The 26,670-nt window shown below is 71.6% G+C and carries 25 protein-coding genes and 1 pseudogene; 15 read left to right on the top strand and 11 right to left on the bottom strand.

Features of this window, described 5'->3' with window-relative positions:
• Window positions 1-90: 90 nt before the first annotated feature.
• Entirely contained in the window at window positions 91-861 is a 771-nt protein-coding gene (locus RKD23_RS14250) for a SigE family RNA polymerase sigma factor (RefSeq protein WP_424854027.1), read from the bottom strand.
• 225 nt (window positions 862-1,086) lie between these two features.
• Between RKD23_RS14250 and afsQ1 the strand changes: the two genes are divergently transcribed.
• From afsQ1 to RKD23_RS14275, 5 genes are all read left to right on the top strand, one after another.
• Window positions 1,087-1,764 carry a two-component system response regulator AfsQ1 gene (afsQ1, locus tag RKD23_RS14255; protein ID WP_404042600.1) on the top strand — a complete coding sequence of 226 codons (678 nt, stop codon included), beginning with the start codon at window positions 1,087-1,089 and terminating at the stop codon, window positions 1,762-1,764.
• On the top strand, window positions 1,761-3,320 hold the full coding sequence (locus RKD23_RS14260) for an ATP-binding protein (RefSeq protein WP_424854028.1): 1,560 nt from the start codon (window positions 1,761-1,763) through the stop codon (window positions 3,318-3,320). The genes afsQ1 and RKD23_RS14260 overlap by 4 nt, the downstream gene beginning before the upstream one ends.
• Window positions 3,321-3,325: 5 nt before the next feature.
• Window positions 3,326-3,910 (top strand): hypothetical protein, encoded by a 585-nt coding sequence (locus RKD23_RS14265; protein WP_424858233.1) that lies wholly within the window; start codon window positions 3,326-3,328, stop codon window positions 3,908-3,910.
• 473 nt (window positions 3,911-4,383) lie between these two features.
• Window positions 4,384-4,947: a VanZ family protein gene (locus RKD23_RS14270; protein WP_424854029.1), complete on the top strand. Its 564-nt coding sequence runs from the start codon at window positions 4,384-4,386 to the stop codon at window positions 4,945-4,947.
• A gap of 63 nt (window positions 4,948-5,010) precedes the next feature.
• A complete protein-coding gene (locus tag RKD23_RS14275; RefSeq protein WP_404042604.1) occupies window positions 5,011-5,214 on the top strand; it encodes a PspC domain-containing protein in 204 nt (67 codons plus the stop codon).
• A gap of 68 nt (window positions 5,215-5,282) precedes the next feature.
• Here the strand turns inward: RKD23_RS14275 and RKD23_RS14280 are convergent, their stop codons facing one another.
• Both RKD23_RS14280 and RKD23_RS14285 read right to left on the bottom strand, forming a co-directional pair.
• Complete coding sequence (locus RKD23_RS14280; RefSeq protein WP_424854030.1) at window positions 5,283-5,636, bottom strand: ATP-binding protein; 354 nt, start codon at window positions 5,634-5,636, stop codon at window positions 5,283-5,285.
• A gap of 152 nt (window positions 5,637-5,788) precedes the next feature.
• Window positions 5,789-6,943: an adenosine deaminase gene (locus tag RKD23_RS14285; RefSeq protein ID WP_424854031.1), complete on the bottom strand. Its 1,155-nt coding sequence runs from the start codon at window positions 6,941-6,943 to the stop codon at window positions 5,789-5,791.
• 114 nt (window positions 6,944-7,057) lie between these two features.
• Here RKD23_RS14285 and RKD23_RS14290 point away from each other — a divergent pair, with 114 nt between their 5' ends.
• From RKD23_RS14290 to RKD23_RS14320, 7 genes are all read left to right on the top strand, one after another.
• A complete protein-coding gene (locus tag RKD23_RS14290) occupies window positions 7,058-7,822 on the top strand; it encodes an alpha/beta hydrolase family protein (protein ID WP_424854032.1) in 765 nt (254 codons plus the stop codon).
• Window positions 7,823-7,927: 105 nt separating this feature from the next.
• Window positions 7,928-8,572, top strand: coding sequence for a choice-of-anchor M domain-containing protein (locus tag RKD23_RS14295; protein ID WP_424854033.1), 645 nt, complete (start codon window positions 7,928-7,930; stop codon window positions 8,570-8,572).
• Window positions 8,569-10,245: a choice-of-anchor M domain-containing protein gene (locus RKD23_RS14300; protein ID WP_424854034.1), complete on the top strand. Its 1,677-nt coding sequence runs from the start codon at window positions 8,569-8,571 to the stop codon at window positions 10,243-10,245. The genes RKD23_RS14295 and RKD23_RS14300 overlap by 4 nt, the downstream gene beginning before the upstream one ends.
• Window positions 10,242-11,771: an anchored repeat ABC transporter, substrate-binding protein gene (locus RKD23_RS14305; protein ID WP_424854035.1), complete on the top strand. Its 1,530-nt coding sequence runs from the start codon at window positions 10,242-10,244 to the stop codon at window positions 11,769-11,771. The genes RKD23_RS14300 and RKD23_RS14305 overlap by 4 nt, the downstream gene beginning before the upstream one ends.
• Window positions 11,771-13,228 carry a TIGR03773 family transporter-associated surface protein gene (locus tag RKD23_RS14310; protein WP_424854036.1) on the top strand — a complete coding sequence of 486 codons (1,458 nt, stop codon included), beginning with the start codon at window positions 11,771-11,773 and terminating at the stop codon, window positions 13,226-13,228. Before RKD23_RS14305 ends, RKD23_RS14310 begins: the two co-directional genes overlap by 1 nt.
• Window positions 13,225-13,935 carry an anchored repeat-type ABC transporter ATP-binding subunit gene (locus RKD23_RS14315; protein ID WP_424854037.1) on the top strand — a complete coding sequence of 237 codons (711 nt, stop codon included), beginning with the start codon at window positions 13,225-13,227 and terminating at the stop codon, window positions 13,933-13,935. Before RKD23_RS14310 ends, RKD23_RS14315 begins: the two co-directional genes overlap by 4 nt.
• Window positions 13,932-14,810 (top strand): anchored repeat-type ABC transporter permease subunit, encoded by an 879-nt coding sequence (locus tag RKD23_RS14320; protein WP_424854038.1) that lies wholly within the window; start codon window positions 13,932-13,934, stop codon window positions 14,808-14,810. Before RKD23_RS14315 ends, RKD23_RS14320 begins: the two co-directional genes overlap by 4 nt.
• On the opposite strand, the gene RKD23_RS14325 is transcribed toward RKD23_RS14320, so the two are convergent.
• Window positions 14,764-15,717, bottom strand: a complete 954-nt coding sequence (locus RKD23_RS14325; protein WP_424854039.1) for a LysR family transcriptional regulator — start codon at window positions 15,715-15,717, stop codon at window positions 14,764-14,766. The two genes, RKD23_RS14320 and RKD23_RS14325, sit on opposite strands and share 47 nt — an antisense overlap.
• Window positions 15,718-15,780: 63 nt before the next feature.
• On the opposite strand from RKD23_RS14325, the gene RKD23_RS14330 reads away from it, so the two are divergent.
• Both RKD23_RS14330 and RKD23_RS14335 read left to right on the top strand, forming a co-directional pair.
• Window positions 15,781-17,055 carry an MFS transporter gene (locus RKD23_RS14330; RefSeq protein WP_424854040.1) on the top strand — a complete coding sequence of 425 codons (1,275 nt, stop codon included), beginning with the start codon at window positions 15,781-15,783 and terminating at the stop codon, window positions 17,053-17,055.
• A gap of 257 nt (window positions 17,056-17,312) precedes the next feature.
• Window positions 17,313-18,326 carry a sigma-70 family RNA polymerase sigma factor gene (locus RKD23_RS14335; protein ID WP_424854041.1) on the top strand — a complete coding sequence of 338 codons (1,014 nt, stop codon included), beginning with the start codon at window positions 17,313-17,315 and terminating at the stop codon, window positions 18,324-18,326.
• Here RKD23_RS14335 and RKD23_RS14340 read toward each other — a convergent pair.
• Complete coding sequence (locus tag RKD23_RS14340) at window positions 18,210-18,596, bottom strand: STAS domain-containing protein (protein ID WP_424858234.1); 387 nt, start codon at window positions 18,594-18,596, stop codon at window positions 18,210-18,212. The genes RKD23_RS14335 and RKD23_RS14340 overlap by 117 nt on opposite strands.
• 59 nt (window positions 18,597-18,655) lie before the next feature.
• Here RKD23_RS14340 and RKD23_RS14345 point away from each other — a divergent pair.
• Window positions 18,656-19,580, top strand: a pseudogene (locus RKD23_RS14345) (AEC family transporter).
• Window positions 19,581-19,652: 72 nt separating this feature from the next.
• Here RKD23_RS14345 and RKD23_RS14350 read toward each other — a convergent pair.
• From RKD23_RS14350 to RKD23_RS14375, 6 genes are all read right to left on the bottom strand, one after another.
• Window positions 19,653-20,936: a thymidine phosphorylase gene (locus tag RKD23_RS14350; RefSeq protein ID WP_424854042.1), complete on the bottom strand. Its 1,284-nt coding sequence runs from the start codon at window positions 20,934-20,936 to the stop codon at window positions 19,653-19,655.
• A gap of 96 nt (window positions 20,937-21,032) precedes the next feature.
• Entirely contained in the window at window positions 21,033-21,422 is a 390-nt protein-coding gene (locus tag RKD23_RS14355) for a cytidine deaminase (protein WP_404042622.1), read from the bottom strand.
• On the bottom strand, window positions 21,419-22,684 hold the full coding sequence (locus RKD23_RS14360) for an ABC transporter permease (protein WP_424854043.1): 1,266 nt from the start codon (window positions 22,682-22,684) through the stop codon (window positions 21,419-21,421). The genes RKD23_RS14355 and RKD23_RS14360 overlap by 4 nt, the downstream gene beginning before the upstream one ends.
• Window positions 22,681-23,805, bottom strand: a complete 1,125-nt coding sequence (locus RKD23_RS14365) for an ABC transporter permease (RefSeq protein ID WP_424854044.1) — start codon at window positions 23,803-23,805, stop codon at window positions 22,681-22,683. The genes RKD23_RS14360 and RKD23_RS14365 overlap by 4 nt, the downstream gene beginning before the upstream one ends.
• Window positions 23,805-25,352, bottom strand: coding sequence for an ABC transporter ATP-binding protein (locus RKD23_RS14370; protein ID WP_424854045.1), 1,548 nt, complete (start codon window positions 25,350-25,352; stop codon window positions 23,805-23,807). Before RKD23_RS14370 ends, RKD23_RS14365 begins: the two co-directional genes overlap by 1 nt.
• A 208-nt stretch (window positions 25,353-25,560) precedes the next feature.
• A complete protein-coding gene (locus RKD23_RS14375) occupies window positions 25,561-26,610 on the bottom strand; it encodes a BMP family lipoprotein (protein WP_404042626.1) in 1,050 nt (349 codons plus the stop codon).
• Window positions 26,611-26,670: the final 60 nt, after the last annotated feature.

Below are 26,670 nucleotides of genomic sequence, written 5' to 3' on the forward strand. Positions count from 1 at the left end.
GCTTCCCCCGTTCCCGTCCCCCCGGACCTGTAAGCAAGACCCCCGTACCGTCCCCCTGATACACCCCCAGGGGAACTTTTTTTACGACCTTCAGGCGACCAGCTCGCCGAAGGCGTCCTCCTCGTCACGGCCGAAGCTGAGGACCTCGTCCTCGCGCAGCCGGCGCAGGGACCGCCAGATGCTGGACTTCACCGTGCCGACACTGATGCCGAGGATGTCCGCGATCTCCGGGTCCGTGCGGCCCTCGTAGTAGCGCAGGACCAGCATGGTGCGCTGGAGTTCGGGCAGCCGGGCCAGCGCCTGCCACAGGACCGCGCGCAGCTCGGTGCCGCGCATCGCGTCCGTGTCGCCGGGCGTCTCCGGCAGCTCCTCGGTCGGGTACTCGTTCAGCTTGCGCCGCCGCCAGGCGCTGATGTGCAGGTTCGTCATGGTGCGGCGCAGATATCCGCCGACCGCCGCCTTGTCGCTGATCCGGTCCCACGCCCGGTAGGTCGAGAACAGCGCGCTCTGCAGCAGGTCCTCGGCCTCGAAGCGGTCACCGGTCAGGTGGTAGGCGGTGGCGTACAGGGAGGCGCGGCGCTCCTGGACGTAGGCCGTGAACTCGGCCTCCGACAGCGAGCGGCGCTCCCCCGATTCCTCCCTGTACGCGGCTCCCCCGTGCGGCGTCTCCCCCGTGAGACCGTCAACCACCGTCATGTAGGGCGCGACGCCCTGCTGCACATGCGCGGTGTGCTGACGTCCGGTGCCGCGAGCGCACCCCCGCCCGCTCACGGCACCGGACTTCTCGGAACCCCGGTGCGTGTGCACGTCGTGCAGGCGCGTGATCACTGCGCTGGTGCTCATGCTGTACAGCGTGTTCATCTCGCGCCCCCCGTCGTGGACTTGCCGGTGTTCGGCTTGCTTCCTTGCCTGTGCCGAAAAGCTTGCCCGGGCCACTTCATCGCCGTGTCCGCCGACTGTCACAGAGCTGTCACAGGGGTCGACCACCGGGAAGAACGGGATCACGGACAGGCACCGCGCGTAAGGGCTGCGTTCCATCGGGCCCACAGGTCGATCCTTGTGGCATCCATGGGCCAGAATGAGCCCGTGCCTTCCCTGTTGCTGATCGAGGACGACGACGCCATCCGGACGGCCCTGGAGCTCTCACTGACGCGCCAGGGACACCGGGTGGCCACGGCTGCCAGCGGTGAGGACGGTCTGCAGTTGCTGCGCGAGCAGCGGCCGGACCTGATCGTGCTGGACGTGATGCTGCCCGGCATCGACGGCTTCGAGGTGTGCCGGCGCATCCGGCGCACCGACCAGCTGCCGATCATCCTGCTGACCGCCCGCAGCGACGACATCGACGTCGTGGTGGGCCTGGAGTCCGGCGCGGACGACTATGTCGTCAAGCCGGTCCAGGGGCGGGTCCTCGACGCCCGGATCCGGGCCGTGCTGCGGCGCGGGGAGCGCGAGTCGAACGACGCCGCGGCCTTCGGCAGCCTGGTCATCGACCGGGCGGCGATGACCGTCACGAAGAACGGCGAGGACCTCCAGCTGACCCCGACCGAGCTGCGGCTGCTGCTCGAGCTGAGCCGGCGGCCCGGTCAGGCGCTGTCGCGGCAGCAGCTGCTGCGGCTGGTGTGGGAGCACGACTACCTCGGTGACTCCCGGCTCGTGGACGCCTGTGTGCAGCGGCTGCGCGCCAAGGTGGAGGACGTGCCGTCCTCGCCGACGCTGATTCGTACCGTGCGCGGTGTCGGCTACCGGCTGGATCCGCCTCAGTGACGAACGAGCAAGGGGGTCTCCGCGGCTGGACCGCGGATCGCAAGGGAGTGTTCTCGCGGCTGCGCTTCACCAGTCTGCGGCTGCGGCTGGTGGTCGTGTTCGGTCTGGTCGCGCTGACGGCCGCGGTGTCCGCGTCGGGCATCGCGTACTGGCTGAACCGGGAGGCGGTGCTCACCCGCGCCCAGGACGCGGTGCTGCGCGACTTCGAGCAGGAGATGCAGAACCGCGCGGGCACGCTGCCCGAGCACCCCACCCAGGACGAACTGCAGCGCACCGCCGGGCAGATGGCGGGCGGCAGCCAGCACTTCACCGTGCTGCTGGTCGCCCAGGACCCGGACGGCAAGACGGTGTACGGCAGTTCGGGCGGGCTGAACGGCTTCGCGCTGGGCGACGTACCGAAGTCGCTGCGCACCGCGGTGAACAAGAAGCAGTCGCTGACGTCGGCCAACGACGCCGAGTACCACCTGTACTGGCAGCGCGTCGTCGACGACGGCACCCCCTATCTGGTGGCGGGCACCCGGGTGATCGGCGGCGGCGCGTCCGGCTACATGCTCAAGTCGCTGGAGCCGGAGGCGAAGGACCTCAACTCCCTTGCCTGGTCGCTGGGCATCGCCACGGCTCTGGCGCTGATCGGCTCCGCGCTGCTCGCCCAGGCCGCGGCGACGACGGTGCTCAAGCCCGTGCATCGGCTGGGTGTCGCCGCGCGGCGGCTCGGGGAGGGGAAGCTGGACACGCGGCTGCGGGTGTCGGGCACCGATGAACTCGCCGATCTGTCGCGGACGTTCAACAACGCCGCCGAGGCGCTGGAGAAGCGGGTCGCGGAGATGGCGGCGCGCGACGACGCCTCGCGGCGGTTCGTGGCGGACATGAGCCATGAGCTGCGGACGCCGCTGACCGCGATCACCGCGGTGACCGAGGTGCTGGAGGAGGAGCTGGAGGCGGAGACCGGGTCGATGGACCCGATGATCGAGCCCGCGGTCCGGCTCGTCGTCAGCGAGACACGGCGGCTGAACGACCTCGTGGAGAACCTGATGGAGGTCACCCGGTTCGACGCGGGTACGGCTCGGCTGGTGCTGGACGACGTCGACGTCGCCGACCAGATCACCGCCTGCATCGACGCGCGGGCCTGGCTGGACGCGGTGGAGCTGGACGCCGAGCGCGGCATCCACGCGCGGCTCGATCCTCGCCGGCTCGATGTGATCCTGGCCAACCTGATCGGGAACGCGCTGAAGCACGGTGGCTCGCCGGTGCGGGTGGCTGTGCGTACGGCGGACGACTCGGTCGTCATCTCGGTCCGCGACCATGGGCCGGGTATCCCCGAGGACGTCCTGCCGCATGTCTTCGACCGGTTCTACAAGGCGAGCGCGTCCCGGCCGCGGTCGGAGGGCAGCGGGCTGGGGCTGTCCATCGCGCTGGAGAACGCGCACATCCACGGCGGGGAGATCACTGCGGCCAACTCGCCGGAGGGCGGGGCCGTGTTCACGCTGCGGTTGCCCCGGGACGGGGCGGATGTCGCGGAGCAGGCTGAGCCGGGCGAGGAGGGCGACGCCTCGTGAACGGGCTGAATGTGCGTCGGGCGCTGGTGTTCTCCCTGCTCGCCGGGGCGCTCGCCGGGTGCGGGATCCGGGCCACCGAGGTGCCGACCGACTTCGGGGCGGCGCCTTCTCGGGCGCACTGTTCGCTGGCCGGGGCGGATGTCACCACGCAGTCCTCTCGGGGGCTGGCGGTGCAGGTGTTCCTGCGGTGTGCGTCGTCGCTGGTGACGGTGGACCGGTCGGTGCGGGTGCCGGAGGGTACGGCGGACTCGGCTCGGCGGGTGCTGCTGGCGCAGGGGCTGCTGACCCAGCTGGCCGAACAGCCCTCTGCGGCTGAGCGGGAGGCCGGCTACAGCACGGACGTGCCCTCCGGGCTGAAGGCGGGCGGGCCTCGGGGCGGGGACCCGGAGGACACGCTGCGGCTGAGCACGCCGCCCGGGGCGCTGTCCTCGTACGCCCTCGCCCAGATCGTGTGCACCTTCTCCGACTCCGAGGCCGCGGAGGGGGACGGGTCGGTCATCCTGGGCGGGCCCGAGGGGGCCTTGCGTCGGTACGAGTGCACCGAGGAGGTGCGGTCGCATCCGGGTGAGGTGCGACCGCCGTCTTCCTAGGCCGCCGCGGGATGCCTGCGGCGGCCTGCGCGGCTTCGGTGGGGGTTGCTGTAGCGCATCCGGTGTGTGGGTGGGACGGGGCCGGGCCGGGGGGTTATCCGTCCTCGGTCCGGCGATCTGCTCGGCTACGGGGGTCTAACTGGGTTTCCGCCGGCCGCTGCGGGCGGACAACCCCCCGTCCCGTCCCCTCCCCGCCGTTCGCGGCTGGCTGCAATACCCACCGCCCGTGGTCGCTTGCGGTCGTACGCGGCTGACGGTCGTGCTGTTAAGGGGCGCGGGGAACTGCGCGACCAGCCCACGACGGCCCGCAGGCGCATACGAGGGGAACGGCCCACGACCTCAGGGGCGCGGGGAACTGCGCGATCGGCCGACGACGGCCCGCACGGGTACGGCGAGACGCGGCGACGGTGTGTCGTAGGCCTCACCCTCCGCTCCGCGGAACCGTTCGCGGTGGGGGCCGCGTCTAGGGGGGCGTGCAGCGTCAAGGCTCCATGGGCGGCAACGCCGCGTCCCGCATCCGTGTGACCGGGGGGATTCTCCTCGTCGCTCATCTCGCGTTCGTCGCCTGGTTCACGCTGCGTCCGCTGGACGTCCCCTGGGTGATGCCGGCCAATCTGCGGCCGCTCGCCGGGATCAGGGCCGATCTGGCGCTGGGCTGGCCCGAGGCGGCCCGTCGGATCGGTGAGGGGATGGCGCTGCTGGCGCCGCTGGGTGTGCTGCTGCCGCTGGTGGGCGGGAGGCTGACCGTGTCACCGCTGGGGTCGCTGCTGCGTACGGCGGCGGCGGGGGCGTTGATCTCGCTGGCTGTGGAGTTGTTGCAGACGGGCGTGCCCGGCCAGGTGGTGGATGTCGACTCGCTGCTGCTGAACACCGTCGGGGTGGCCCTCGTCCATGTGGCGGTGGTTCCGCTGGGGCGGGCGCGGCTGCGGCGGCGGGTGGGCCTTCCGAAGGAGGAGGCGGCTCAGGGTCGGACCCCGACGATTCCCAGGGTCGGGATCGCCCCCTGGAGCGATGCTTTGCCCCCTTCGTCTCCGTAACGTGGAGGGCAGATGAAGGCAGCCGCTCGGGCCGCCTTCCGAAGAGCTCACGAAGGAGCCGCCATGTCCCGCCTTGCCCGCCCCACGAACGGCCGGATGATCGGCGGAGTGTGTGCCGCGCTGGCTCGGCGTTTCGGCACCTCGACGACCACGATGCGGGTCATCTTCCTGCTGTCCTGTCTGCTGCCGGGCCCGCAGTTCCTGCTGTACATCGCTCTGTGGATACTGCTGCCCTCCGAGGACAAGGCCGCCCGCACCGCCTGGTGACGCCCTGCGCGCACGCGTCCGGGCGCGACCCGGAGATCCAGGTCGCGCCCCGACGGCGTGTGAGGTGCTCAGCCCAGCGGGATGCCGTTCACGGGCAGGCCGTGCGTGGGCAGGCCCTGGAGGGGCAGGCCGCCGAGGAGGCCGGCGACCGGCTTGGTCGGGCCCTCGGCGAGGGCCTGGGTGGCGATCGGCTGCACGGTGGCGAGGCTGGTGGCGAGAGCGGGCTGCGCCTGCGTGAGGGCGTCACCAGCACCCGGCAGCGACTTGGAGACGTTCTCGGCGGGCAGCGTCTGGGAGACGGCCCCCAGCGCCTGGGTCGCGTCGGGCAGGGCCGGAGCGGCGTTCGCGGCGCCCGCGCCGGTGGCGGCGAAGGCGGCACCGAGGGCGGCGACACCGAGGGTCTTGGCAGCAGACTGCTTCATCGTGAATGCGTCCTTGACTGAACTCGAAATGGGATGACACGGGGATGGGGAGCGGTCCATGAACGTAAACATGCCCGGGCGGCCGCCGCAAACATCGAAATGCGGACGGCTTGTGAATGCCCGCCCGCATTTCGCGCCCCGTGTTCGCCCTGTCAGTCCGTAGAGTCGCTGGTCGCGGCGGTCTGCTGGAACAGCCATTCGGACTTGAGCTCGGCGTAGCCGGGCTTGATCACGTCATTGATCATCGCGAGTCGTTCATCGAAAGGAATGAACGCTGATTTCATCGCATTGACGGAGAACCACTGCATGTCGTCGAGCGTGTAACCGAATGCTTCGACGAGATGCTCGAATTCCCGGCTCATGCTGGTGCCGGACATCAGCCTGTTGTCGGTGTTGACCGTGGCCCGGAAGTGCAGCCGGCGCAGCAGCCCGATGGGGTGCTCGGCGTAGGAGGTGGCGGCGCCGGTCTGGAGGTTGGAGCTGGGGCACAGCTCCAGGGGGATGCGCTTGTCGCGGACGTAGGAGGCGAGGCGGCCGAGGTGGATGCTGCCGTCGTCCTTGACCTCGATGTCGTCGATGATGCGCACCCCGTGGCCGAGCCGGTCGGCGCCGCACCACTGCAGGGCCTGCCAGATGGAGGGCAGTCCGAAGGCTTCACCGGCGTGGATGGTGAAGTGGTTGTTCTCGCGCTTGAGGTACTCGAAGGCGTCGAGGTGCCGGGTGGGCGGGTAGCCGGCCTCGGCGCCGGCGATGTCGAAGCCGACGACGCCGAGGTCGCGGTGGCGGTTGGCGAGTTCGGCGATCTCCAGGGCGCGGGCGGCGTGCCGCATGGCGGTCAGGAGGGCGCCGATGCGGATGCGGTGGCCGTTCTCACGGGCGCTGCGTTCGCCCTGGCGGAAGCCCTCGTTGACCGCCTCGACCACCTCTTCGAGGGTGAGGCCGCCCTCCAGGTGCTGTTCGGGGGCGTAGCGCACCTCGGCGTAGACGACGCCGTCCTCGGCGAGGTCCTCGGCGCACTCGCGGGCGACCCGCACCAGGGCGTCGCGGGTCTGCATGACGCCTACGGTGTGGGAGAAGGTCTCCAGGTAGCGTTCGAGGGACCCGGAGTCGGCGGCCTCGCGGAACCAGAGGCCGAGCTTGGCCGGGTCGGTCTCGGGGAGGGCGGAGTAGCCCTGTTCCTGGGCCAGTTCGACGATCGTGCCGGGGCGCAGCCCGCCGTCGAGGTGGTCGTGCAGCAGAACCTTGGGTGCCCGGCGGATCTGGTCCGGGCTCGGGGCGGTCCTCATCCGGTCAGTCTGGCTCGTCATTTTCGCACTGTAACGCCTACGCGCGTAGACGGCGCGGTGTACGGCTCCGGCCGATACGTAACGGTGACCGCACGGACGGGTGGCGTACACCCGGGCTTCTGAGACTGTTCTGCCATGGCACAGGAAGCGACGTCGGTTCGTGAGGCCCGACTGGGGCGGGGTTTCGGGCCGGAGCCCACGGCGGTGAGCGGGGTCGTGCTGCTGCTCCCGGCAGGTGAGGAACAGTCCGCCCGGCGGCCCTCGTCCTGGCTCGCCACCGCGTCCGTAAGGGCGTTGGGGCGGCAGCTGGCCCGTGCGGGCCGGGCGGACGGGCTGGTCACGCATGTGGTGCACTACCGCTTCCGGGGCTGGAACGGCAGCGAGGCCCATCTCGCGCGCGACGCCGCCTGGGCCGCCGACGAAGTCGTACGACGCTACGGCGATGTGCCCGTCTGTCTGGCCGGCCTCGACATGGGCGGGCGCGCGGCGCTGCACGCGGGCGGCCATGAAGCCGTCAACTCCGTGCTGGCGATCGCCCCTTGGCTGCCCGAGGAGGACATGGCGGCGCCGCCCGAACCGGTGAAGCAGCTCGCGGGGCGGCGGGTGCTGATCGTGCACGGCACGAACGACGAGCGGACCGATCCGGAGCTGTCCTTCCGGCTTGCGGCGCGGGCGAAGAAGTCCAACCGCGATGTGTGCCGCTTCGAAGTCCACTCCGACAGACACGCCTTGCAGCAGCACCGAAGTGAAGTGCTCGCCCTCGCCGAGGACTTCGTGATGGGCTCCCTGTTCGGGCATGCCTTCTCGCGTCCAGTGGAGGACGCGCTGGCCGCGCCGCCGCCGTTGGGGCTGCGGATGCCGCTGGCTTCCGGGTTCGGCCGCTCGTTGCGGCGCCACTGATCCAGCTCTCCCCTGGTGAGCTACCCCCTTGCGCCCCTTTGATGAAAATGATTATCGTCTCGGCATGCCCATGGCGGGCATGTCCATGATCCAGGGGGGTCTCTTTTGCGTACCCGCAACCGTCTGCTCACCGTCACCGGTGTCGCCGCCGCGGCGCTCGCCGCCGCCGGTCTCAACTCCTCGGCCTTCGCCGCCACCACCCTGTCCTCCGGCCACGTCGACGTCCTCGACGCGGAGTGGGACGGCGTCAACCTGCAGCTGCACGTCCACGACGAGGAAGCGGGCGTCGAGTACGCGCCGGCCGACGTGTCGCTGTCCGTGCCGGCCGCCGCGAAGGTCGCCAACCCCGGCTACGGCTTCCTCGGCACCGGCAGCCAGGTCTGGCTGCTGCCCGACGACGAGGTCGTCGCCGACAGCCGCGGCGTGCTGTTCCCCGGCATCTCCACCGAGCACCTCACCACCGGCGTCTTCGGGGGCGACGCCGTCACCTACACCCTCACCGGCGCCACCCGCAACGGCGGCTCGACCGACGACTTCAGCGTCTACACCGGCGCCGGGAGCCGCTGGTACGACAGCAACCCGGCGACGACCTCGTACAAGTCGAAGTCCTTCGGTGTCGCCACGCACAACCACGCCAACTGGGCCTTCGAGGAGCCCGGCACCTACAAGCTGACCTTCCGTGTCCAGGGCACGGTCGGCGGTGTCGCCAAGTCCGCGACCGCGACCTACACCGTGGTCGTCAGCTCGTGACGGCGGCCCTGACGCGCGGTGGGCGCGCCCTCACGGCAGCCGCTCTCACCACGGCGACCGCGGTGCTCCTCGGCGCGGCAGGGCTGGTCGTCGCCGGCGGCAGCGGGGATGCCCGCGCCGCCGGCGGCGGTGCCGTCGTGCTCGACGAGGGCGAGACCGACCTCGCCCCCCGGGTCGTCGACGGAAGGCTTCGGCTGCGCATCGACGACCGCACCGGCGGCACTCCCGTCGAACGCGCGCCCTCCGAGGTCGTCCTGCATGTCCCGCCGGCCACACGGCAGCACACCCCGTCCCCGCTGGCCGAGGCCTTCGGGCTGGTCAGCCAGGATCTCTGGCAGCTGAACGGGCAGCAGTCGGCCGGCCTGTTCGCGCTGGAACCCGGCTGGACCGGCGCCCGCGCCGGTGGCGCCACCGAGGTACGGCTGTCCGCCTTCGCGGGGCCGAGCGTCTTCGGCATGGCGGACTTCACCGCGGAGATGGAGAACGCCGACGAGCCGCCGCGGGTGTACCTCGGCAGCGCCGACCCGGCGCCGCGCGCGTTCACCCTCGACGCGGATACGCAGCGACGCACGCCCACCTGGCTGTTCGCGGCCGAGGGCGTCTACCGGCTGACCTTCACCGTGACCGGTGGTGCCGGCGCCTCCGACACCGAGACGCTCGCCGTGGTCGTCGGTGACGACGTCGACCCGGCCGACGTCCTGCCCGGCGACGGGGCCACGCCCACGGGAAGCCCCGGAACTCCCGGCACGCCCACCGGTTCCGGTGGTCCGACCGGCACCGCGCCGGCGGCTCATGTCATCAGCAAGGGCCATCTCGACCTGGCCGCCCGCAAGTCGGACGGTGATCTGGAGTTCCAGGTGAAGGAGGGCACCCCGGACGACCACGAGTGGTACGAGCCGGACGAGGTCGTCCTCCATGTGACGCCCGTCGCGCGGCGGAAGATCCCGCAGGGCTACGACTTCCTCGGCACGCCCGGCGACCCCGTGTGGTGGCTGCCGATGAGCCAGCACCCGGACATCGTGTGGCCCGGCTGGTCCACCACGGAGTGGGACAAGGACGAGATCGACGGCAGGTTCACCTACCGGCTCGACTCCGTGCGGGGGCCCGGGAACGTCGCGCTGTTCAGCGACGGCGCGCTGGGCGGCACGGAGGTGCAGATCAACAGCGGTGACGGACTGCCCGACGCCATGACCATCGCCGCGGACACCCACCGGCACACCTACTGGGCGTTCACCGCCGAGGGCGTCTACCGCACCACCTGGTCCTGGACCGCGACCCTCGCCGACGGCACACGGGTCGGCGACACCGAGACGCTGGCCTGGGTCGTCGGGGACGACGTGGACCCGGGCGGCGTGCGGCCCGGAGAGGGGTCCGAGCCCTCGGCCACTCCTACGACGACTCCCGCGACCTCGACCACGCCCACGCCCTCTGCCACGCCTTCCGCCTCGTCGAGCGAGCCGGCCGCGAGTCCATCGGTCCCGGAGGCGCCCTCCGGGTCTACGACAGGGGTCCCTGCACCGTCGTACGGCAGCGGTGGGGCCCCCGTGAACGGCAGTCTGGCCACCACCGGTTCGGGGGCCGCGCCGCTCGCCGGGACGGCGGTCGCCGCGCTGCTGCTCGGCGGGGCCGCGGTGTTCAGCGTCCGGCGTCGACAGCGGCGTAGGGCCTCATGAGCGGCGGGAAGAGGCGGGCGGCGCTCGCCGGGGCGCTGGCCGGAGCGGTGCTGGTGAGCGGATGCGGGGCCGGGCGAGAGGGCTCCGGAGACGCGGAGTTGACGGTGTCGACGACCACCGCGATCCTCGCGGACCTGGTGCGCCAGGTCGGTGGTGACCGGGTGGACGTCACCTCGATCGTGCCGCACCACGGCGACCCGCACTCCTACGAGCCGAGTCCCGGGGACGCGGCGAAGGTCGCGCGGGCGGACATCGTCTTCGGCAACGGGCTGCTGCTGGAGGAGCCCGGGATCATGAAGATGGTCCGTACGAACGCGCCGAGGTCGGCGCCAAAGATCGAGATCGCCGAGCGGCTGGAGGAATACGGCGGCACGGTCGTCGAGCTGGAGGAGGACCTAGGGCTCGACGTGCTGTGGCTCGGCTGGGCCGTGGAGGGCGAGGTCGCCGGGGAGGGCTCCCAGGTCCGTACGACCGCCACGAAGCTGGAGGGGCCCGGTGAGCTGCGCGTGTACCTCACCGACACGCTGGGGCGGCCGAAGGTGTACGTCGACTCCGCCGACGGGCTCGACGCACGGGACTCCTTCACCCTGCCGCCCGAGGCGCACACGCACGTCAACTGGGCGTTCAGCGAGCCGGGTACCTACCGGCTGACCGTGTCCGGCCGTACCGAGACGCTCGGCGGAGGCGGCGCGGACATCGGCAGCGGCACCTTCACGTTCACCGTCGGCGACGCGGCCGAGGCGCCCAGGGGCGCCGAGGTCCTCGACGGCGGGCACGCCGACCTGGCGCTGGACGCGGCGAGCGGCGAGGTGTACGTGCGGGGCGAGGCGACCGGCAGCGGGGAGCGGCGTCGGCTCGCGCCCGGGGACGTGGTGCTGAACGTGCCCGACCGGGCGCGGAAGTCCGTGCCGAAGGAGGCGCCGTACCGGTTCCTCGGCGCGCCCGGCAAGCCGGTGTGGGTGCTGCCGCAGGCCGTCGTCGGCCAGCATGTGCACGGCGACCTGGATCCGCACGCCTGGGAGGACGTCGCCAACGCGCAGGCGTATGTGCGGTGCATCCAGGCCGAGTTGACCAAGGCCGACCCGGCGGGCAGGGCGACGTACGCCCGGAACGCGAAGGCGTATCTGAAGACGCTCGACGCGCTGGACCAGGAGGTCGCCCGCACGCTCGCGGCGATCCCCGCCGCCCACCGCAAGCTGATCACCACGCACGACGCGTTCGGCTATCTCGCCGACGCGTACGGCATGGAGGTCGCCGGCTTCGTCGTGCCCGTGCCGGGACAGGAGCCGAGCGCCGCCGAGGTGCGGCAACTGGGCGCCACCATCCGGGACAAGCGCATCCCGTCGGTGTTCCTGGAGCCCAATCTGGCGGCCCGCGCGGATGTGCTGAAGCGGGTCGCGGAGGACGAGGGCGTCGGGGTCTGCACGCTCTACGGCGACTCCTTCGACGACCGGGTCCACGACTACGTATCGATGATGCGGCACAACGCGCGCGAGCTCGCGAAGTGCCTGGGGAGGGATGCCTGATGAGGGCGGCACGAGCAGGGGCGCTGGCCGCGCTGGTGGCGGCCGCGGCGGGGACGGCCGGGGGCGGTCCCGCCGCGGCCTCGGACGAGGACGGCCTCGGCATGGGTCGTATCGCCTACGCGGACGGGGCGTTGACGCTCGACGCCGGGACGGCGGCCCCTCCGGTGATCGAGGCCTCGGAGGACGGCTCCGCGCCCGGCTGGGACACCACCGGTGTGCCGGCCGGCGCGCTCGTCGGCGACACCGTGCGCTGGGGGCTGGACGGGGTCGACGGGCCGGGCGAGGTGCGGGTGCGCGGGGCGGACGGACCGCTGTTCGACAGCGGGGACGACGTGCCGGACGTGGTGGACGTGCCGGTCGGTGAACGGGCGCAGGCGGACTGGGAGTTCAGCGAGCCCGGCACCTACCGGCTGATCTTCACCGCCGCTGCCACTTCGGCCGACGGACGGGAGCTGTCGACGGGGACCGTGTACACGGTCCGGGTCGGCGAGGAGGAGGCCGGGGCCGCTGGGCCGTCGCCCTCCGCCCCCGGGAAGGAGCCTCCTGAGCGGGCGTCCTCCGCCGCCCCCTCCCCCGCGGCCCCGCGGACGCTCGCCCAGGCGGCGGCTCCAGCAGCGGCGGTGGCCGAGGACGACGTACGGACCGAGCGCGTGGTCCTCGGCGAGGGGCACATCGACTTCGCCGCCCGGGTGCTCGACGGCGCCCTTCAGCTGCACGTCAAGGACGGCACCGTGCCCGGGCGGACCGTGTGGCGCGAGCCGTCGGCCCTGGAGCTGCGGGTGAAGCCGGGGGCCCGCAACACCCTTCCGGCGGGCGGTCAGTTCTCCTTCCTCGGCAAGGCGGGCGACCCGGTGTGGCTGCTCGACCAGGTGCAGCAGGAAGGGCTGTTGTGGCCCGGCTGGTCCACGGACCACGTGGCCGCGGGGGCGCTGCGGGGCGGGGTCGAGTTCACGCTGGCCGGCGCGGACGGGCCGGGCTCGGTCGCGCTGTACACCTACGACGCCATGTCCGGCGCGACCGTGCTGTTCAACAGCAAGGACGGCGTGCCCGACTCCTTCGATGTGCCCGCCAACTCGCATGCGCACGGCGGCTGGGCGTTCACGAAGGAGGGCACCTACCGGCTGACGTTCCGGATGAGCGGCACGCTGGCGAACGGGCGGGCGGTGTCGGACACGGTGCCGGTGACGTTCGTGGTGGGGGACGGGAAGGCGGATGTGGGGGGCGGCGGCGCGGATCCCTCTGCGTCTCCTGCGTCTCCTGCGTCTCCTTCCGCGGGCGGCGCCGGCTCGGACACAGGCGGCTCGGGGTCGGGCTCAGGTGACTCCGGCTCCGGCGGCTCCATGGCGCACACCGGCGCCGGGGACCCCGTGCGGGTGGCCGCCGTCGCGGGCGGGCTCGCGCTCGCCGGTGGTGCGGCCGTGTGGGGCGTACGGCGACGGAGGGGCCGTACGACATGAGCGTGCTGGTGTCGGTCGAGGGGGCCGGGGTGGTGCTGGGCGGGCGGCAGGCCCTGCACGACGTGTCGCTCCAGGTAGGGGCCGGGGAGCTGGTCGGGCTGATCGGGCCGAACGGCGCCGGGAAGACGACCCTGCTGCGGGCGGTGCTGGGCCTGCTGCCCTGCACCGGCCGGGTCGAGACGCGGGGCGCGGTCGGCTATGTGCCGCAGCGGCACGAGTTCGCCTGGGACTTCCCCATCGATGTCGCGGGCGCGGTGCTGACCGGGCGGACCCGGGCGATGGGGCGGCTGCGCCGGCCTCGCCCGGCCGACCGGGCGGCCGCCGGGCGCGCGCTGGAGCTCACCGGACTCGCCGCACTGCGGCGACGGCCCGTCGGTGAGCTCTCCGGCGGCCAGCGGCAGCGCGTCCTGGTGGCGCGCGCCCTGGCCGCCGAGCCCGAACTGCTCCTGCTGGACGAGCCGTTCACCGGGGTCGACGTACCCACGCAGGATCTGCTCAACGAGCTCTTCGGCCGGCTGACCGCCGAGGAGGGCAAGGCGCTGCTGATGACGACCCACGACCTGGCGGCGGCCGCGCGCACCTGTCAGCGGGTGGTGCTGCTGAACCGGACGGTGGTCGCCGAGGGCGGCCCGGAGGTGCTGGCCGACCCGGAGCGGATGCTGCGGGCCTTCGGTCTGGACCGGGCGATGGGAGGGGTGTCCGCGTGATCGGCTTTCTGCTGGAGCCCTGGGAACTGCCGTTCATGCAGCGGGCGTTCGCGGTCGCCGCGGTGGTGGGGCTGGTGTGCGGGGTGGTCGGGGTGTACGTCGTGCTGCGCGGGATGGCGTTCATCGGGGACGCGGTGGCGCACTCGGCGTTCCCGGGCGTGGCCCTCGCCTACACCTTCCAGGGCAACCTGCTGCTGGGCGGGGCGGCCGCCGGGCTCGTCACCTCGGTGCTGATCGCGTTCGTGTCGCAGAACCGGCGGCTGAAGGAGGACACCGTCATCGGGGTGTTCTTCGCGTTCGCGTTCGGGCTGGGGATCGTGCTCGTCTCGACGCGGGACAGCTGGACGACCGACCTGTCGTCGTTCCTGTTCGGGCAGGTGCTCGCGGTGTCGGCGGCGGACGTGTGGACGGTGGCCGGGATCGGGGCGGTGCTCGTCGCGGTCGTGCTGGTCCTGCGCAGGGAGCTGGTGACGGTGAGCCTGGACCGGGAGACCGCCCGTGCGGCAGGGCTGCCGGTGTTCCGGCTGGACCTGGTGCTGTACGCGGTGGTGACGTCCACGATCGTGATGTCCCTGGAGGCCGTCGGCAACGTCCTGGTGCTCGCACTGCTCATCACGCCCGCGGCGACGGCCCGGCTGCTCACCGACCGGCTGTGGTCGATGACCCTGCTCGCCTCGGTGCTGGGCTGCGCGGGCAGCGTGGCCGGGCTCTACGTGTCGTACGCCTACGACCTGGCGGCGGGCGGGTCGATCGTGGTCGTGCTGACCGGTCTGTTCGCGCTGACGTGGCTGCTGGCGCCGAGGCACGGGCGGCTGCTGCGGGGGCGGCTCACTCGTGGAGCAGGCGTCCCCGGCGCGACAGCAGGAACTTCTTGAAGGCGGCCACCGGAGGCGTGTCCGGCCGGCCCTCCAGCCAGGCGACGCCGATCTCGCGGGCCGCGCGCGGGGCGGTCACCGTCAGTTCGACGACGCCGGGGCGGGGGACGGCGGGCGGCGGCAGCAGGGCGACGCCCAGGCCGGCGGCGACCAGGCCGCGCAGGGTCTCGGCCTCCTCGCCCTCGAAGGCCACCCGGGGTCTGAAGCCGGCCTCCTTGCAGAGGTCGTCGGTGATGCGGCGCAGGCCGTAGCCGGGCTCCAGGGTCACGAAGGCCTCCTCGGCGGCCTCCGCGAGCCGGATGCGGCGGCGGCCGGCCAGCCGGTGCTCGGCCGGCACGACGAGGCGCAGCTTCTGCTCGTCGAGCCGGCGCCCCACCAGGTCGGGGGCGTCCGGCACCGGCGAGGTCAGGCACAGGTCCAGCTCGCCCGCGCGCAGCCGCTCCAGCATGGCCTCGCCGTAGTTCTGCACCAGGCTGAAGCGGACCCTGGGGTGGTCGGCGCGGAAGGCGTGGATCAGGCCGGGCACGGTCTCGGCGCCCATGGTGTGCAGGAACCCGAACGCCACCTTGCCGGTCGCCGGGTCGGCGTCGGCGCGCACCTCCTCCGCGGCCCGCTCGATCTCGGCGAGGGCCCGCTCGACGGAGCCGAGGAAGGTGCGCCCGGCGGGCGTGAGGGACACGGTCCTGCCGCGCCGGGCGAACAGCTCGACGCCCAGGTCCTGTTCGAGGCGGACCATCGCCCGTGACAGCGTCGACTGCGGGACGTTCATCTCCTGCGCGGCACGGGTGACGTGTTCGGTGCGGGCGACCCCGGCGAAGTACGCGAGCCGTGGCGCGAGCAGCGCGACGATGTCTTCTGTGTCACCACTCGGTGACAGCCACTCCCCTGACCTCTGCTGATGCATCACGGGAACGATTATGCCGATTCCATGCATTGGACGGATGAGTGAAGGTCTCCTTACCTTCTAGGCATGAATCCCGCCGATACCGGGGCGTCCACCGTCGTGGGCGCCGTTCCGTCCTCCGCTCCCGTCCAGTCTTCTGCTGATTCCCGTATGACCCCGGGCGGGCCCGGCTACCGGCGCATGAGCCTCGCGCTCTTCCTCGCCGGTGTCGCGACCTTCGCCCTGCTGTACTCCACCCAGGCGCTGCTGCCGCTGATCTCCGGCGAGTTCCGGGTCAGCGCGAGCGAGGCGAGCTGGACGGTGGCGGCCGCGACCGGTGGCCTGGCGGTGTTCGTCCTTCCGATGAGTGCCCTGTCCGAGCGGTTCGGGCGGCGTACGGTCATGACGGCGTCCCTGGCCGTCGCGGTGACCGTGGCGGTGCTCGTCCCCCTCGCGCCCTCGCTGCCGGCCCTGGTGGCGCTGCGCGCGGTGCAGGGAGCGGCCCTGGCGGGGCTTCCGGCGTCGGCGACCGCGTATCTCGCCGAGGAGGTGCGGCCGCGGGCGCTGATCACGGCGATCGGCCTGTTCGTCGCGGGCAACAGCGTCGGCGGGATGAGCGGCCGGGTCATCACCGGCTGGGTGGCCCAGGAGTGGGGCTGGCGGGTCGCGCTCGGTGTGATCGGCGCACTCGCGGTCGCCTGCGCGATCGCCTTCCGCCTCCTGCTGCCCGCGCCCCGGCACTTCACGCCGGGCTCGCTGCGGCCCCGCGTCCTGCTGGACACGGTCCGCGGCCACCTCGCCGACCCGCTGCTGCGGCGGCTGTACGCGATCGGCGCGCTGTTCATGACGGTGTTCGGCGGCGTGTACACGGTGATCGGCTACCGGCTGACCGACGAGCCGTTCTCCCTGCCCCAGGGCATCGTCGGCTCGATCTTCCTCGTGTACCTGGTCGGTACGGTGTCCGCCTCGACGGCCGGCCGCCTGGTGGGCCGCCTGGGCCGCCGTGGCGCCCTGTACGCGGCGGGCGGGACCACCGCGGCCGGGCTGCTGCTCTCCCTGTCGGACTCCCTGGTGCCGGTGCTGCTGGGGCTGGTGCTGATCACCGCCGGCTTCTTCGCGGGGCACGCGGTGGCGTCCTCGGCGGTGAGCAGGACGGCGACGAAGGGTCGCGCACAGGCGTCCGCGCTCTATCAGTCGGCCTATTACGTCGGCTCCAGTGCCGGCAGCACGGTGGGCGCTGTCGCCTTCCATGCAGGGGGTTGGGGCGGAACGGTTGCGGTCGGTGTGGTCGCGGTTCTGGGCGTCGTGGGGATCACCCTCGCGGGTACGCGGGCGGCGCTGGTGGCGGCGCGGGCGGTGTAGGGGGTCGTCCGGTCCGTTGCCGGGTGCCGGCGGTCGTGGGTTGCTCGCGCAGTTCCCCGCGCCCCTTGAGTAGGCACAGCGCATGTCCCTCAAGGGGCGCGGGGAACTGCGCGACCAGCCACGTACCACCCGCACCCGGCAACGCACAGAACCCCCCACCACCAGCCCCTTTTCCAGGACGGCGGGCCATTGTCAGTGGCCTGCGGTAGCGTCCTTGTGGCGTACGACACAGGACCGGCCACAGGGGTGGGTGGACGATGAGCAACACCGCGACGACGACAGATCTCGACGTCGAGCTGGAGCGGCACCGCGTCGAGCTGACGGGCTACTGCTACCGCATGCTCGGCTCCTCCTTCGAGGCGGAGGACGCGGTCCAGGACACGCTGGTACGTGCCTGGCGGAGCCACGACAAGTTCGAGGGCCGGTCCAGTCTGCGCTCCTGGCTGTACCGGATCGCGACGAACGTGTGCCTGGACATGCTGACCGCGGGCAACAAGCGCGCCAGGCCGATGGACCTGACGCAAGCCACCCCGCTCGCGCAGGCGGCGCTGTCCCCGCGCCCCGACCACACCTGGCTGGAGCCGATGCCGGACGCGCGTGTGCTGCCCACCACGGCCGACCCGGCGGAGGCGGCCGTGGCCAAGGAGTCGGTGCGGCTGGCGTTCATGGCGGCGCTCCAGCAGCTGCCGCCCAAGCAGCGCGCGGTGCTGATCCTGCGCGAGGTGCTGGCGTGGAAGGCGAGCGAGGTCGCCGAGCTGCTGGACACCTCGGTCGCCTCGGTCAACAGCGCGCTCCAGCGGGCCCGGGCCACCCTCGCCGAGCGGTCCGAGGCGGGGGCCGACGCCGAGGTGGCGAACCCGCTGGACGAGGAGCAGCGCAAGCTCCTGGAGCGCTATGTCGCGGCCTTCGAGGGCTACGACATGACGGCGCTGACGGCGCTGCTGCACGAGGACGCCATCATGACGATGCCGCCGTTCGACCTGTGGCTGCTGGGCCCGTCCGACATCACCGGCTTCATGACGACGCTCGGCGCCGGGTGCGCCGGGTCGCGGCTGCGTCCGGTCGAGGTCAACGGCCTGCCCGGGTTCGCGCACTACAAGCCGGACCCGGAGAAGGGCGGCTTCTCCCCCTGGGCGATCCAGGTGCTGGAGGTCTCAGAGGGCCGGATCACCGGTTTCCACTGCTTCCTGGACGTCCAGCGGTGGTTCCCGCTGTTCGGGCTGCCCGACCACATCGAAGCGGAGTCCGACGAGGTCGAGCAGGGCGCGTAGCTCGGGGGCGGGGTCGCGCAGCCGTATCCGGCCGCCCGACCTGCGCGCGGTGAGCTGCATACGCGCCAGCAGGTCGACGGCCGCGAGCCCCGGCGGCCCGATCCCGGCCACGTCGCACTCCACGAGCCGGCCACCGGCGGGCCCGAGCAGCTCCCGCAGGGCATCGCACCACCCCGTCACCTCGCCCCGGGTGACGGGTCCTGTGATCACGAGTACAGCGGGTGTCATGGCGTCCACGTGCGGTAGACCGTGCGGGAGGCAGGAACTCATCGCGGACGTCGTCGGCATCACATTGACCGGGGTGTGTGCTCTGGCCAAGGGTTGAGGGCGTGCGGGGGGTACTGAGCGGGTTCGCGGTGATCGTGGTGGTGATCGCCGTCGGCTATGCCATCGGCCGGCGTGGCTACCTCGGCGACCAGGGCCGCGAGGTCCTGACCAAGCTGGCGTTCCACGTGGCGACGCCGGCCCTCCTCTTCACCGTCCTCGCCCAGGCCGACCTGTCGGTGATCTTCTCCACCCGCCTGCTGGTGACGGCCCTGAGCACGGCGGCCGTGGCCGCGCTGTTCGTGGCGGTGGCGGTCGTACGCGGCTGGGGTGTGGGCCGTACGACGATCGGCGCGCTGTGCGGCGGGGTACGTCAACTCCGGCAACCTCGGCATCCCGATCGCGGTGTACGTCCTCGGGGACGCCTCGCTGGTGGCTCCCGTGCTGCTGTTCCAACTGGTCGGGGTGACGCCGGTCGCGGTGACGGTGCTGGACCTGGCGACGGGCGGCGGCTCGAAGCGCCCGCTGTGGCAGCGCCTGCTCACTCCCTTGCGCAACCCGATCGCGCTGGGCTCCCTCTCCGGCGTGGCGGTGTCGGCGGCAGGCCTCTCGGTCCCGGCCCCGGTGCTGGACCCCCTGACCCTCCTCGGCAACATGTCCGTCCCCGCCGCCCTCCTGGCCTTCGGCATCGCCCTGCGGGGCAGTGCCGTACCGCTCCGCGGTGGCGAGAGAGAACCCGTCCTGCTCGCCGTGGGCCTCAAGACCGTGGCCATGCCCCTGATCGCCTGGCTCCTGGCAGCAGGCGCCTTCGACCTGCACGGCGCCCCGCTCCTCGACGTGGTCGTCACCGCCGCACTGCCCGCCGCCCAGAACCTCTTCACCTACGCGAGCACGTACCGGGTGGGCGAGGTCCTGGCCCGGGAGGCCGTGTTGCTGTCGACGGTGGTGTCGGTGCCGGTGCTGGTGGGGGTGGCGGCGGTGTTGGGGTGATGCCCCGGTTCATGCCGAACGGGACCGGCGGAGGTCCACCGATCCCGTTCACCCGAAAGGGAGACCCGCAGGTCAGGCGATACGTTCCAGCACCACGGGCGACGCCGTGAACGCCGTGCCCGGGGCTGCGATGTCGTACGAGCCCTCCACCGCCTGGAGGGCGTACTCGAAGCGCTCGGGGGTGTCGGTGTGGAGGGTCAGCAGGGGCTGGCCCTCGCGGATCTCGTCGCCGGGCTTGGCGTGCATCTCGATGCCCGCGCCCGCCTGGACCGGGTCCTCCTTGCGGGCGCGGCCGGCGCCGAGGCGCCAGGCGGCGACGCCGATGTCGTAGGCGTCGAGGCGGGTGAGGACACCGGAGGCCGGGGCCTTGATGATGTGCTGCTCCTTCGAGGTGGGCAGCTCGGCGTCCGGGTCACCGCCCTGGGCGGCGATCATGCGGCGCCAGACGTCCATGGCGGAGCCGTCGGCGAGGGCCTTGGCCGGGTCGGCGTCGTGGATGCCGGCCGCCGCGAGCATCTCGCGGGCCAGGGCGACCGTCAGCTCGACCACGTCCGCCGGGCCGCCGCCGGCGAGGACCTCGACCGACTCGCGGACCTCCAGGGCGTTGCCCGCGGTCAGGCCGAGCGGGGTCGACATGTCGGTCAGGAGGGCGACCGTCTTCACGCCGTGGTCGGTGCCGAGGCCGACCATCGTGGAGGCCAGCTCACGGGCGTCCTCGATGGTCTTCATGAAGGCGCCCGAGCCGACCTTGACGTCCAGGACCAGGGAGCCCGTACCCTCCGCGATCTTCTTCGACATGATGGACGAGGCGATCAGCGGGATCGCCTCCACCGTGCCCGTGACGTCGCGCAGCGCGTAGAGCTTCTTGTCGGCGGGGGCCAGGCCGTCGCCCGCCGCGCAGATGACCGCGCCGGTCGTGTCGAGGACGTGCAGCATCTCCTCGTTGGACAGCAGCGCGCGCCAGCCGGGGATCGACTCCAGCTTGTCCAGGGTGCCGCCGGTGTGGCCGAGGCCGCGGCCGGACAGCTGCGGGACGGCCGCGCCGCACGCGGCGACCAGCGGGGCCAGGGGCAGGGTGATCTTGTCGCCGACACCGCCGGTGGAGTGCTTGTCGGCGGTCGGGCGGGACAGCGAGGAGAAGTCCATGCGCTCGCCGGACGCGATCATCGCGGCGGTCCAGCGGGCGATCTCACGCCGGTTCATGCCGTTGAGCAGGATCGCCATGGCGAGCGAGGACATCTGCTCGTCGGCGACCTCGCCGCGGGTGTACGCGTCGATGACCCAGTCGATCTGCTCGTCGCTGAGCTCACCGCGGTCCCGCTTGGTGCGGATGACGGAGATGGCGTCCATGGCCATGGCTTTCCTTCCGACGTGCTGAAGAAAGTGGTGCAGAAAGTGCTGGAGAAAGGGGCGGCCCCTCTGAGCAGGGGCTCTCAGAGGGGCCGCGGGGAACTACTTGGTGAGATGGTCCGGGCCGAAGGCCTGGGGCAGCATCTGAGACAGCGGCAGGATGCCCGCCGGTGTCTCCAGGATCAGGTCCGGCCCGCCGAACTCGTACAGCAGCTGCCGGCAGCGGCCGCACGGGACGAGGATCTCGCCCTTGCCGTCCACACAGGTGAAGTGGGTCAGCCGGCCGCCCCCGGTGCGCTGCAGCTCCGACACCAGCCCGCACTCGGCGCACAGGCCGAGCCCGTAGGAGGCGTTCTCGACGTTGCAGCCGGAGACGGTACGGCCGTCGTCCACGCGGGCCGCGACCCCGACCGGGTAGCCCGAGTAGGGCGCGTAGGCGTGGGACATGGCTTCCCGCGCCACCGCCCGCAGGGCGTCCCAGTCGAAGGTCACTTGCCCTGTCCCTTCCGGTACGGCAGACCGTCCGCCTTCGGCATCCGCAGGCGCTGGGCCGACAGGGCCAGGACCACCAGCGTGATGACGTACGGCGTGGCGGAGACGACCTGGTTCGGGACCTCGTTGGTGCCCGCGTACCAGGCGAAGACCAGACCGCCGATCACCAGGGTGATCACGGCCGGGACGTACTTCTTGCGTACGGCCATCCAGATCGCGCCGATGATCAGCAGCAGCGCGCCGAGCAGCAGCAGGGCGTGGACGTTCTCCGAGCCGCCGCGCAGGTTGAGGCTGTCGGTGTAGCCGAACAGACCGGCGCCGAGGGCGAGGCCGCCCGGCATCCAGTTGCCGAAGATCATCGCGGCGAGGCCGATGAAGCCGCGGCCGCTGACCTGGCCCTCCAGATAGAAGGGGTTGGCCACGATGGACAGGAAGGCACCGCCGAGACCGGCGAGGCCGCCGGAGATGATCACGGCGAGGTACTTGTACTTGTAGACGTTCACGCCGAGGGACTCGGCCGCGACCGGGTTCTCGCCGCAGGAGCGCAGCCGCAGGCCGAACGCGGTCCGCCACAGGATCCACCAGGTGGCGGGGACCAGGGCGACGGCGATCAGGGTCAGCCAGGAGACGTTGGTGACCAGACCGCCGAGCAGGCCGGCGATGTCGGAGAGGAAGAACCAGCCCTTGGCGTTGAGGTCCCGCAGCGCGTCGGACAGGCCCGGCACCGTGAAGTGGCCGAGGGACTCCACCGGCGGGGACTGCTTGGCCGAGCCGCCCTGGTGGCCCTCGAAGGCCAGCGGGGCGAGGTAGCGGGTGGCGCCGAGGGCGAGGATGTTGATCGCCACACCGGAGACGATGTGGTTGACGTTGAACGTCACGGTGACGAAGGCGTGCAGCAGGCCGCCGAGGCAGCCGCCGATGATGCCGACGAGGACACCGGTCCAGGGGCCCCACTGGAAGCCGGCCCAGGCGCCGAACCAGGTGCCGAGGATCATCATGCCCTCGAGACCGATGTTGACGACGCCCGCGCGCTCGGCCCACAGACCGCCGAGACCGGCGAGGCCGATGGGCACGGCGAGCTGGAGGGCGGTGGACATCTGGCTGACGTTGGTGATGCCGTCCGCGCCGGTGATCAGGCGGACGATCGAGGTCAGCGCCAGGCCGCCGGCGATGACGAGCAGCAGCACCGGCAGCGACATGCGGCGGCCGGCCGGCGCCGCGGGCTGCAGCGTGGGCTGGTTGACGTCGGTCGCGGTGGTCATCGGCCCGCCACCTCCTTGTTCACGTTGTTGGTGGCCCCGAGGACATGACCGGCGGCGAGCTCGGCGCCCACGCGGCGCTGCTGGCGGCGCAGGCCCCACTCGCGGACGGCCTCGTAGGAGACGACCACCGCGAGGACGATGATGCCCTGCATGATGACCGCGATCTCCTTGTCGTAGCCGTGGAAGTCCAGCTCCGGGGAGGCCTTGTCGAGCCAGGCCCACAGCAGGGCGGCGAAGGCGATGCCGACCGGGCTGTTGCGGCCGAGCAGGGCGATGCCGATGCCGAGGAAGCCGATGCCGGTGGGGAAGTTCAGGTTGTACGTGTGGGCGTCGCCCATGAGGATCGGCAGACCCGCGAGACCGGCGACGGCGCCGGAGATCAGCATGGCGGTCAGCGTCATCCGCTTGGGGTCGACACCGCTGGCCGCGGCGGCCGACTCCGAGGCGCCGGAGGCGCGCAGGTCGAAGCCGAAGCGGGTGCGGTTGAGGACGACCCAGTAGCCGATGCCGAGCAGCGCGGCGAGGACCACGAGACCGTAGATCTCGCCGGACTCGCCGAGGTCGATGCCGGGCACCCAGCCGGACTCGTGCATCTCGCCGGTGGTGTTGTTGTTGCCGATCTTGACGCCGAAGACGTCGGGCAGCCACAGGTAGGCGATGACGGAGGTGGCGATCGCGTTGAGCATGATCGTCGCGACGACCTCGCTGACGCCTCGCGTCACCTTCAGGACACCGGCGATGCCGGACCAGAAGGCGCCGGTCATCATGGCGGTCAGCAGCAGCAGCGGGATCTGCAGCACGGCCGGCAGGTTCGCGTGCGCGCCGACGACGGCGGCGAGCATGGCGCCGAGCTGGTACTGGCCGTCGACACCGATGTTGAACAGGTTCATCCGGAAGCCGATGGCCACCGCCAGCGCCGCGATGTAGTACATCGACGCCTGGTTGACGATCCTGACCTGGACGTCGGAGAACCCGGCCTGCTCGAACATGATCGAGAACGGCTCCACCGGGTTCTTGCCCGAGGCGAGCAGCACGATCGCGCTGAGCGCGAAGGCCACGGCGAGCGCGATGACCGGTCCGGCCACCGCGAGGAGCACGCGCTCCTTGTCGAACTTCTTCATCAGCGGGCCTCGTCTTCGGGGGCTTCCGGCGTCTCTTCGTGCTCGAGGTGTCCGGTGGCGGCACCGGTCATGGCCGAGCCGAGCTCCTCGGGGGTGACGGTGGCCGGGTCGGCGTCCGCGACCAGCTTGCCGTTGTAGATCACCCGGAGCGTGTCGGACAGGCCGATCAGCTCGTCCAGGTCGGCGGAGATCAGCAGCACGGCCAGACCCTCGCGGCGGGCCTCACGGATGTGGTCCCAGATCGCGGCCTGCGCGCCGACGTCCACACCGCGGGTGGGGTGGGCGGCGATCAGGAACCGCGGCTTGTGGCTCATCTCGCGGCCGACGATCAGCTTCTGCTGGTTGCCGCCGGACAGGGAGGCCGCGGTGACGTCGATGCCCGGGGTACGGACGTCGTACTCCGTCACGATCCGCCGCGTGTCCTCCTGCGCCGCCTTCGGGTCCAGCCAGACGCCCTTGGCGTTGGGCTTCTCGGTGACGTGGCCCAGGATGCGGTTCTCCCAGAGGGGGGCCTCCAGGAGCAGGCCGTGGCGGTGGCGGTCCTCGGGGATGTAGCCGATGCCCTGCTCGCGGCGCTTGCGGGTGACCCAGCCGGTGATCTCCTCGTCGGCGAGGCTGATCGTGCCGGAGTCGGCGTTGCGCAGGCCGATCAGCGCGTCGACCAGCTCGGTCTGGCCGTTGCCCTCGACACCCGCGATGCCCAGCACCTCACCGGCGTGGATGGTGAAGGTGATGTCGTCCAGCAGCGCCTTGCCACCCGGGGCCGCCATGCGCAGCTTGTCGACCGTGATGACGGGACGGTCGGTGACGGTCGACTCGGCCGTCTCCGGCGTGGGCAGCTGGCTGCCGACCATCATCTCGGCGAGCTGACGCGGCGTCGTCTCGGAAGGTACGGCGGTCCCCACGGTCGTACCGCGCCGGATGACGGTGATGTCGTCGGCGACGGACAGCACCTCGCCCAGCTTGTGGGAGATGAAGATGACCGACAGGCCCTCGGACTTCAGTTCGCGCAGGTTGTCGAAGAGCGCGTCGACCTCCTGCGGAACCAGCACGGCCGTCGGCTCGTCGAGGATCAGCGTGGTGGCGCCGCGGTAGAGGACCTTGAGGATCTCCACGCGCTGCCGGGCGGCGACGCCGAGCTCCTCGACCAGGAGGTCGGGCCGGACGCCGAGGCCGTAGCGGTCGGAGATCTCCTTGATCTTGCGGCGGGCCTTGGCGCCGATGCCGTAGAGCTTCTCGCTGCCGAGGACGACGTTCTCGAGGACCGTCAGATTGTCGGCGAGCATGAAGTGCTGGTGCACCATGCCGATGCCACGCGCGATGGCGTCGGCCGGGGACGAGAAGCTGACCTGCTCGCCGTCGATCGCGATGGTGCCCTCGTCCGGTTTCTGCATGCCGTAGAGGATCTTCATCAGGGTCGACTTGCCGGCGCCGTTCTCGCCGACGAGGGCGTGCACGGTGCCCTTGCGGACGGTGAGGTGGATGTCGTGGTTGGCCACGACACCGGGGAATCGCTTCGTGATCCCGGCGAGTTCGACGGCGGTCACCGATTCGTTGACCGCCGCTCCGGCCGGAGGGCTGCTGGACGCGTTGATGGCGCACTCTCCTGGGGACGGGGGTCGTCTACGCGCGTAGCGCCCCTACGGCATACAAGGGGGTGACGCACCGCTGCCGACGGGGTACGGGGAGCAGCCTCCCCGTACCCCGTCCAGCGGACGTAACCCCTCGGTTACTCACTGCTCAGGGTGTGGTTCCTCAGCTGGACTTGACCTTGATGTCGCCGCTGATGATCTTCTCCTTGGCAGTCTCGACGGCCTTCTGCACCTGGGCGTCGCCCGCGAACTTCGGGTTCGAGCTCGACAGGGACACCTCGCCGCTCTTCAGATCGCCACGAACGATACCGGTCTCGGGCTTGCCGTCCTCGACCGACTTCGCCAGGTTGTAGACCGCCTTGGCGACGTCCTTCATCGCGGAGGTCAGGATCGAGTCCTTGTACTTCGCCAGAGCGGCCTGCTTGTACTGGTCGGAGTCGACACCGATCGCCCACACCTTGTTGGCGGCGGCGGCCTCGATGACGCCCTGGCCGGACAGACCGGCGGCGGCGTAGACGACGTCGGCCTTCTTCTCGATCTGGCCCTCGGCGGCCGACTTGCCCTTGTCGGGGCTGGAGAAACCACCCTCCTCGGCCGTCTGGGTCAGGTACTGCGAGAGCACCTTCACCTTCGGGTCGGTGTCCTTGACGCCCTGCTCGAAGCCGGCCTGGAACTTGTGGATGAGCGGAATGTCCACACCGCCCACGAAGCCGACCGTGTCGGTCTTGGTGGCCTTGGCGGCGGCGACACCGGCGAGGTAGGACGCCTCCTCCTCGGAGAAGACCAGGTCGGCCACGTTCTTCGCCTCGATCGTGGAGTCGTCCACGATGCCGAAGGTGGTGTCCGGGAACTTCTCGGCGGCGCCCTTGACGGCGGTGGCGTAGGAGTAGCCGATGCCGATCACGGGGTTGTAGCCCTGCTTGGCCAGGGACTCCAGGCGCTGCTGCTTGTCGGCGTCGGTCTCGCCCTCGGTGGGCTCGATGTCGGCCGTGTCGTAGCCGAACTCCTTCTTCGCCTGCTCCAGGCCCGCGTACGCGGCGTCGTTGAAGGACTGGTCGCCCTTGCCGCCGACGTCGTACGCGATGGCCAGGCCCAGGTCGCCCTTCGACTCCGACGAGCCGGCGGAGGTCGAGGTACCGCCACAGGCGGAGAGCGCGAGGGCCAGAGAGGCGGTCGCTGCGCCTGCGACCGTGATCCGGGAAATCCGGCGCATGTGTGGTGCTCCTGTCGTACAAGCGCCGTAGGACGGTTCAGCTTCGGCGCTGGCTTCGCC

The sequence above is a fragment of the Streptomyces sp. SAI-170 genome (genome assembly GCF_049739565.1).
In the GTDB taxonomy this organism is placed as follows: domain Bacteria; phylum Actinomycetota; class Actinomycetes; order Streptomycetales; family Streptomycetaceae; genus Streptomyces.

Coding starts and splice junctions, on each gene's coding strand:
- RKD23_RS14250 (WP_424854027.1), bottom strand. CDS start 861: ATGAACACGCTGTACAGCATGAGCACCAGCGCAGTGATCACGCGCCTG.
- RKD23_RS14275 (WP_404042604.1), top strand. CDS start 5,011: ATGTCCCGCCTTGCCCGCCCCACGAACGGCCGGATGATCGGCGGAGTG.
- RKD23_RS14280 (WP_424854030.1), bottom strand. CDS start 5,636: ATGAAGCAGTCTGCTGCCAAGACCCTCGGTGTCGCCGCCCTCGGTGCC.
- RKD23_RS14285 (WP_424854031.1), bottom strand. CDS start 6,943: ATGACGAGCCAGACTGACCGGATGAGGACCGCCCCGAGCCCGGACCAG.
- RKD23_RS14290 (WP_424854032.1), top strand. CDS start 7,058: ATGGCACAGGAAGCGACGTCGGTTCGTGAGGCCCGACTGGGGCGGGGT.
- RKD23_RS14305 (WP_424854035.1), top strand. CDS start 10,242: ATGAGCGGCGGGAAGAGGCGGGCGGCGCTCGCCGGGGCGCTGGCCGGA.
- RKD23_RS14310 (WP_424854036.1), top strand. CDS start 11,771: ATGAGGGCGGCACGAGCAGGGGCGCTGGCCGCGCTGGTGGCGGCCGCG.
- RKD23_RS14315 (WP_424854037.1), top strand. CDS start 13,225: ATGAGCGTGCTGGTGTCGGTCGAGGGGGCCGGGGTGGTGCTGGGCGGG.
- RKD23_RS14330 (WP_424854040.1), top strand. CDS start 15,781: ATGAATCCCGCCGATACCGGGGCGTCCACCGTCGTGGGCGCCGTTCCG.
- RKD23_RS14335 (WP_424854041.1), top strand. CDS start 17,313: ATGAGCAACACCGCGACGACGACAGATCTCGACGTCGAGCTGGAGCGG.
- RKD23_RS14340 (WP_424858234.1), bottom strand. CDS start 18,596: ATGAGTTCCTGCCTCCCGCACGGTCTACCGCACGTGGACGCCATGACA.
- RKD23_RS14350 (WP_424854042.1), bottom strand. CDS start 20,936: ATGGCCATGGACGCCATCTCCGTCATCCGCACCAAGCGGGACCGCGGT.
- RKD23_RS14360 (WP_424854043.1), bottom strand. CDS start 22,684: ATGACCACCGCGACCGACGTCAACCAGCCCACGCTGCAGCCCGCGGCG.
- RKD23_RS14365 (WP_424854044.1), bottom strand. CDS start 23,805: ATGAAGAAGTTCGACAAGGAGCGCGTGCTCCTCGCGGTGGCCGGACCG.
- RKD23_RS14375 (WP_404042626.1), bottom strand. CDS start 26,610: ATGCGCCGGATTTCCCGGATCACGGTCGCAGGCGCAGCGACCGCCTCT.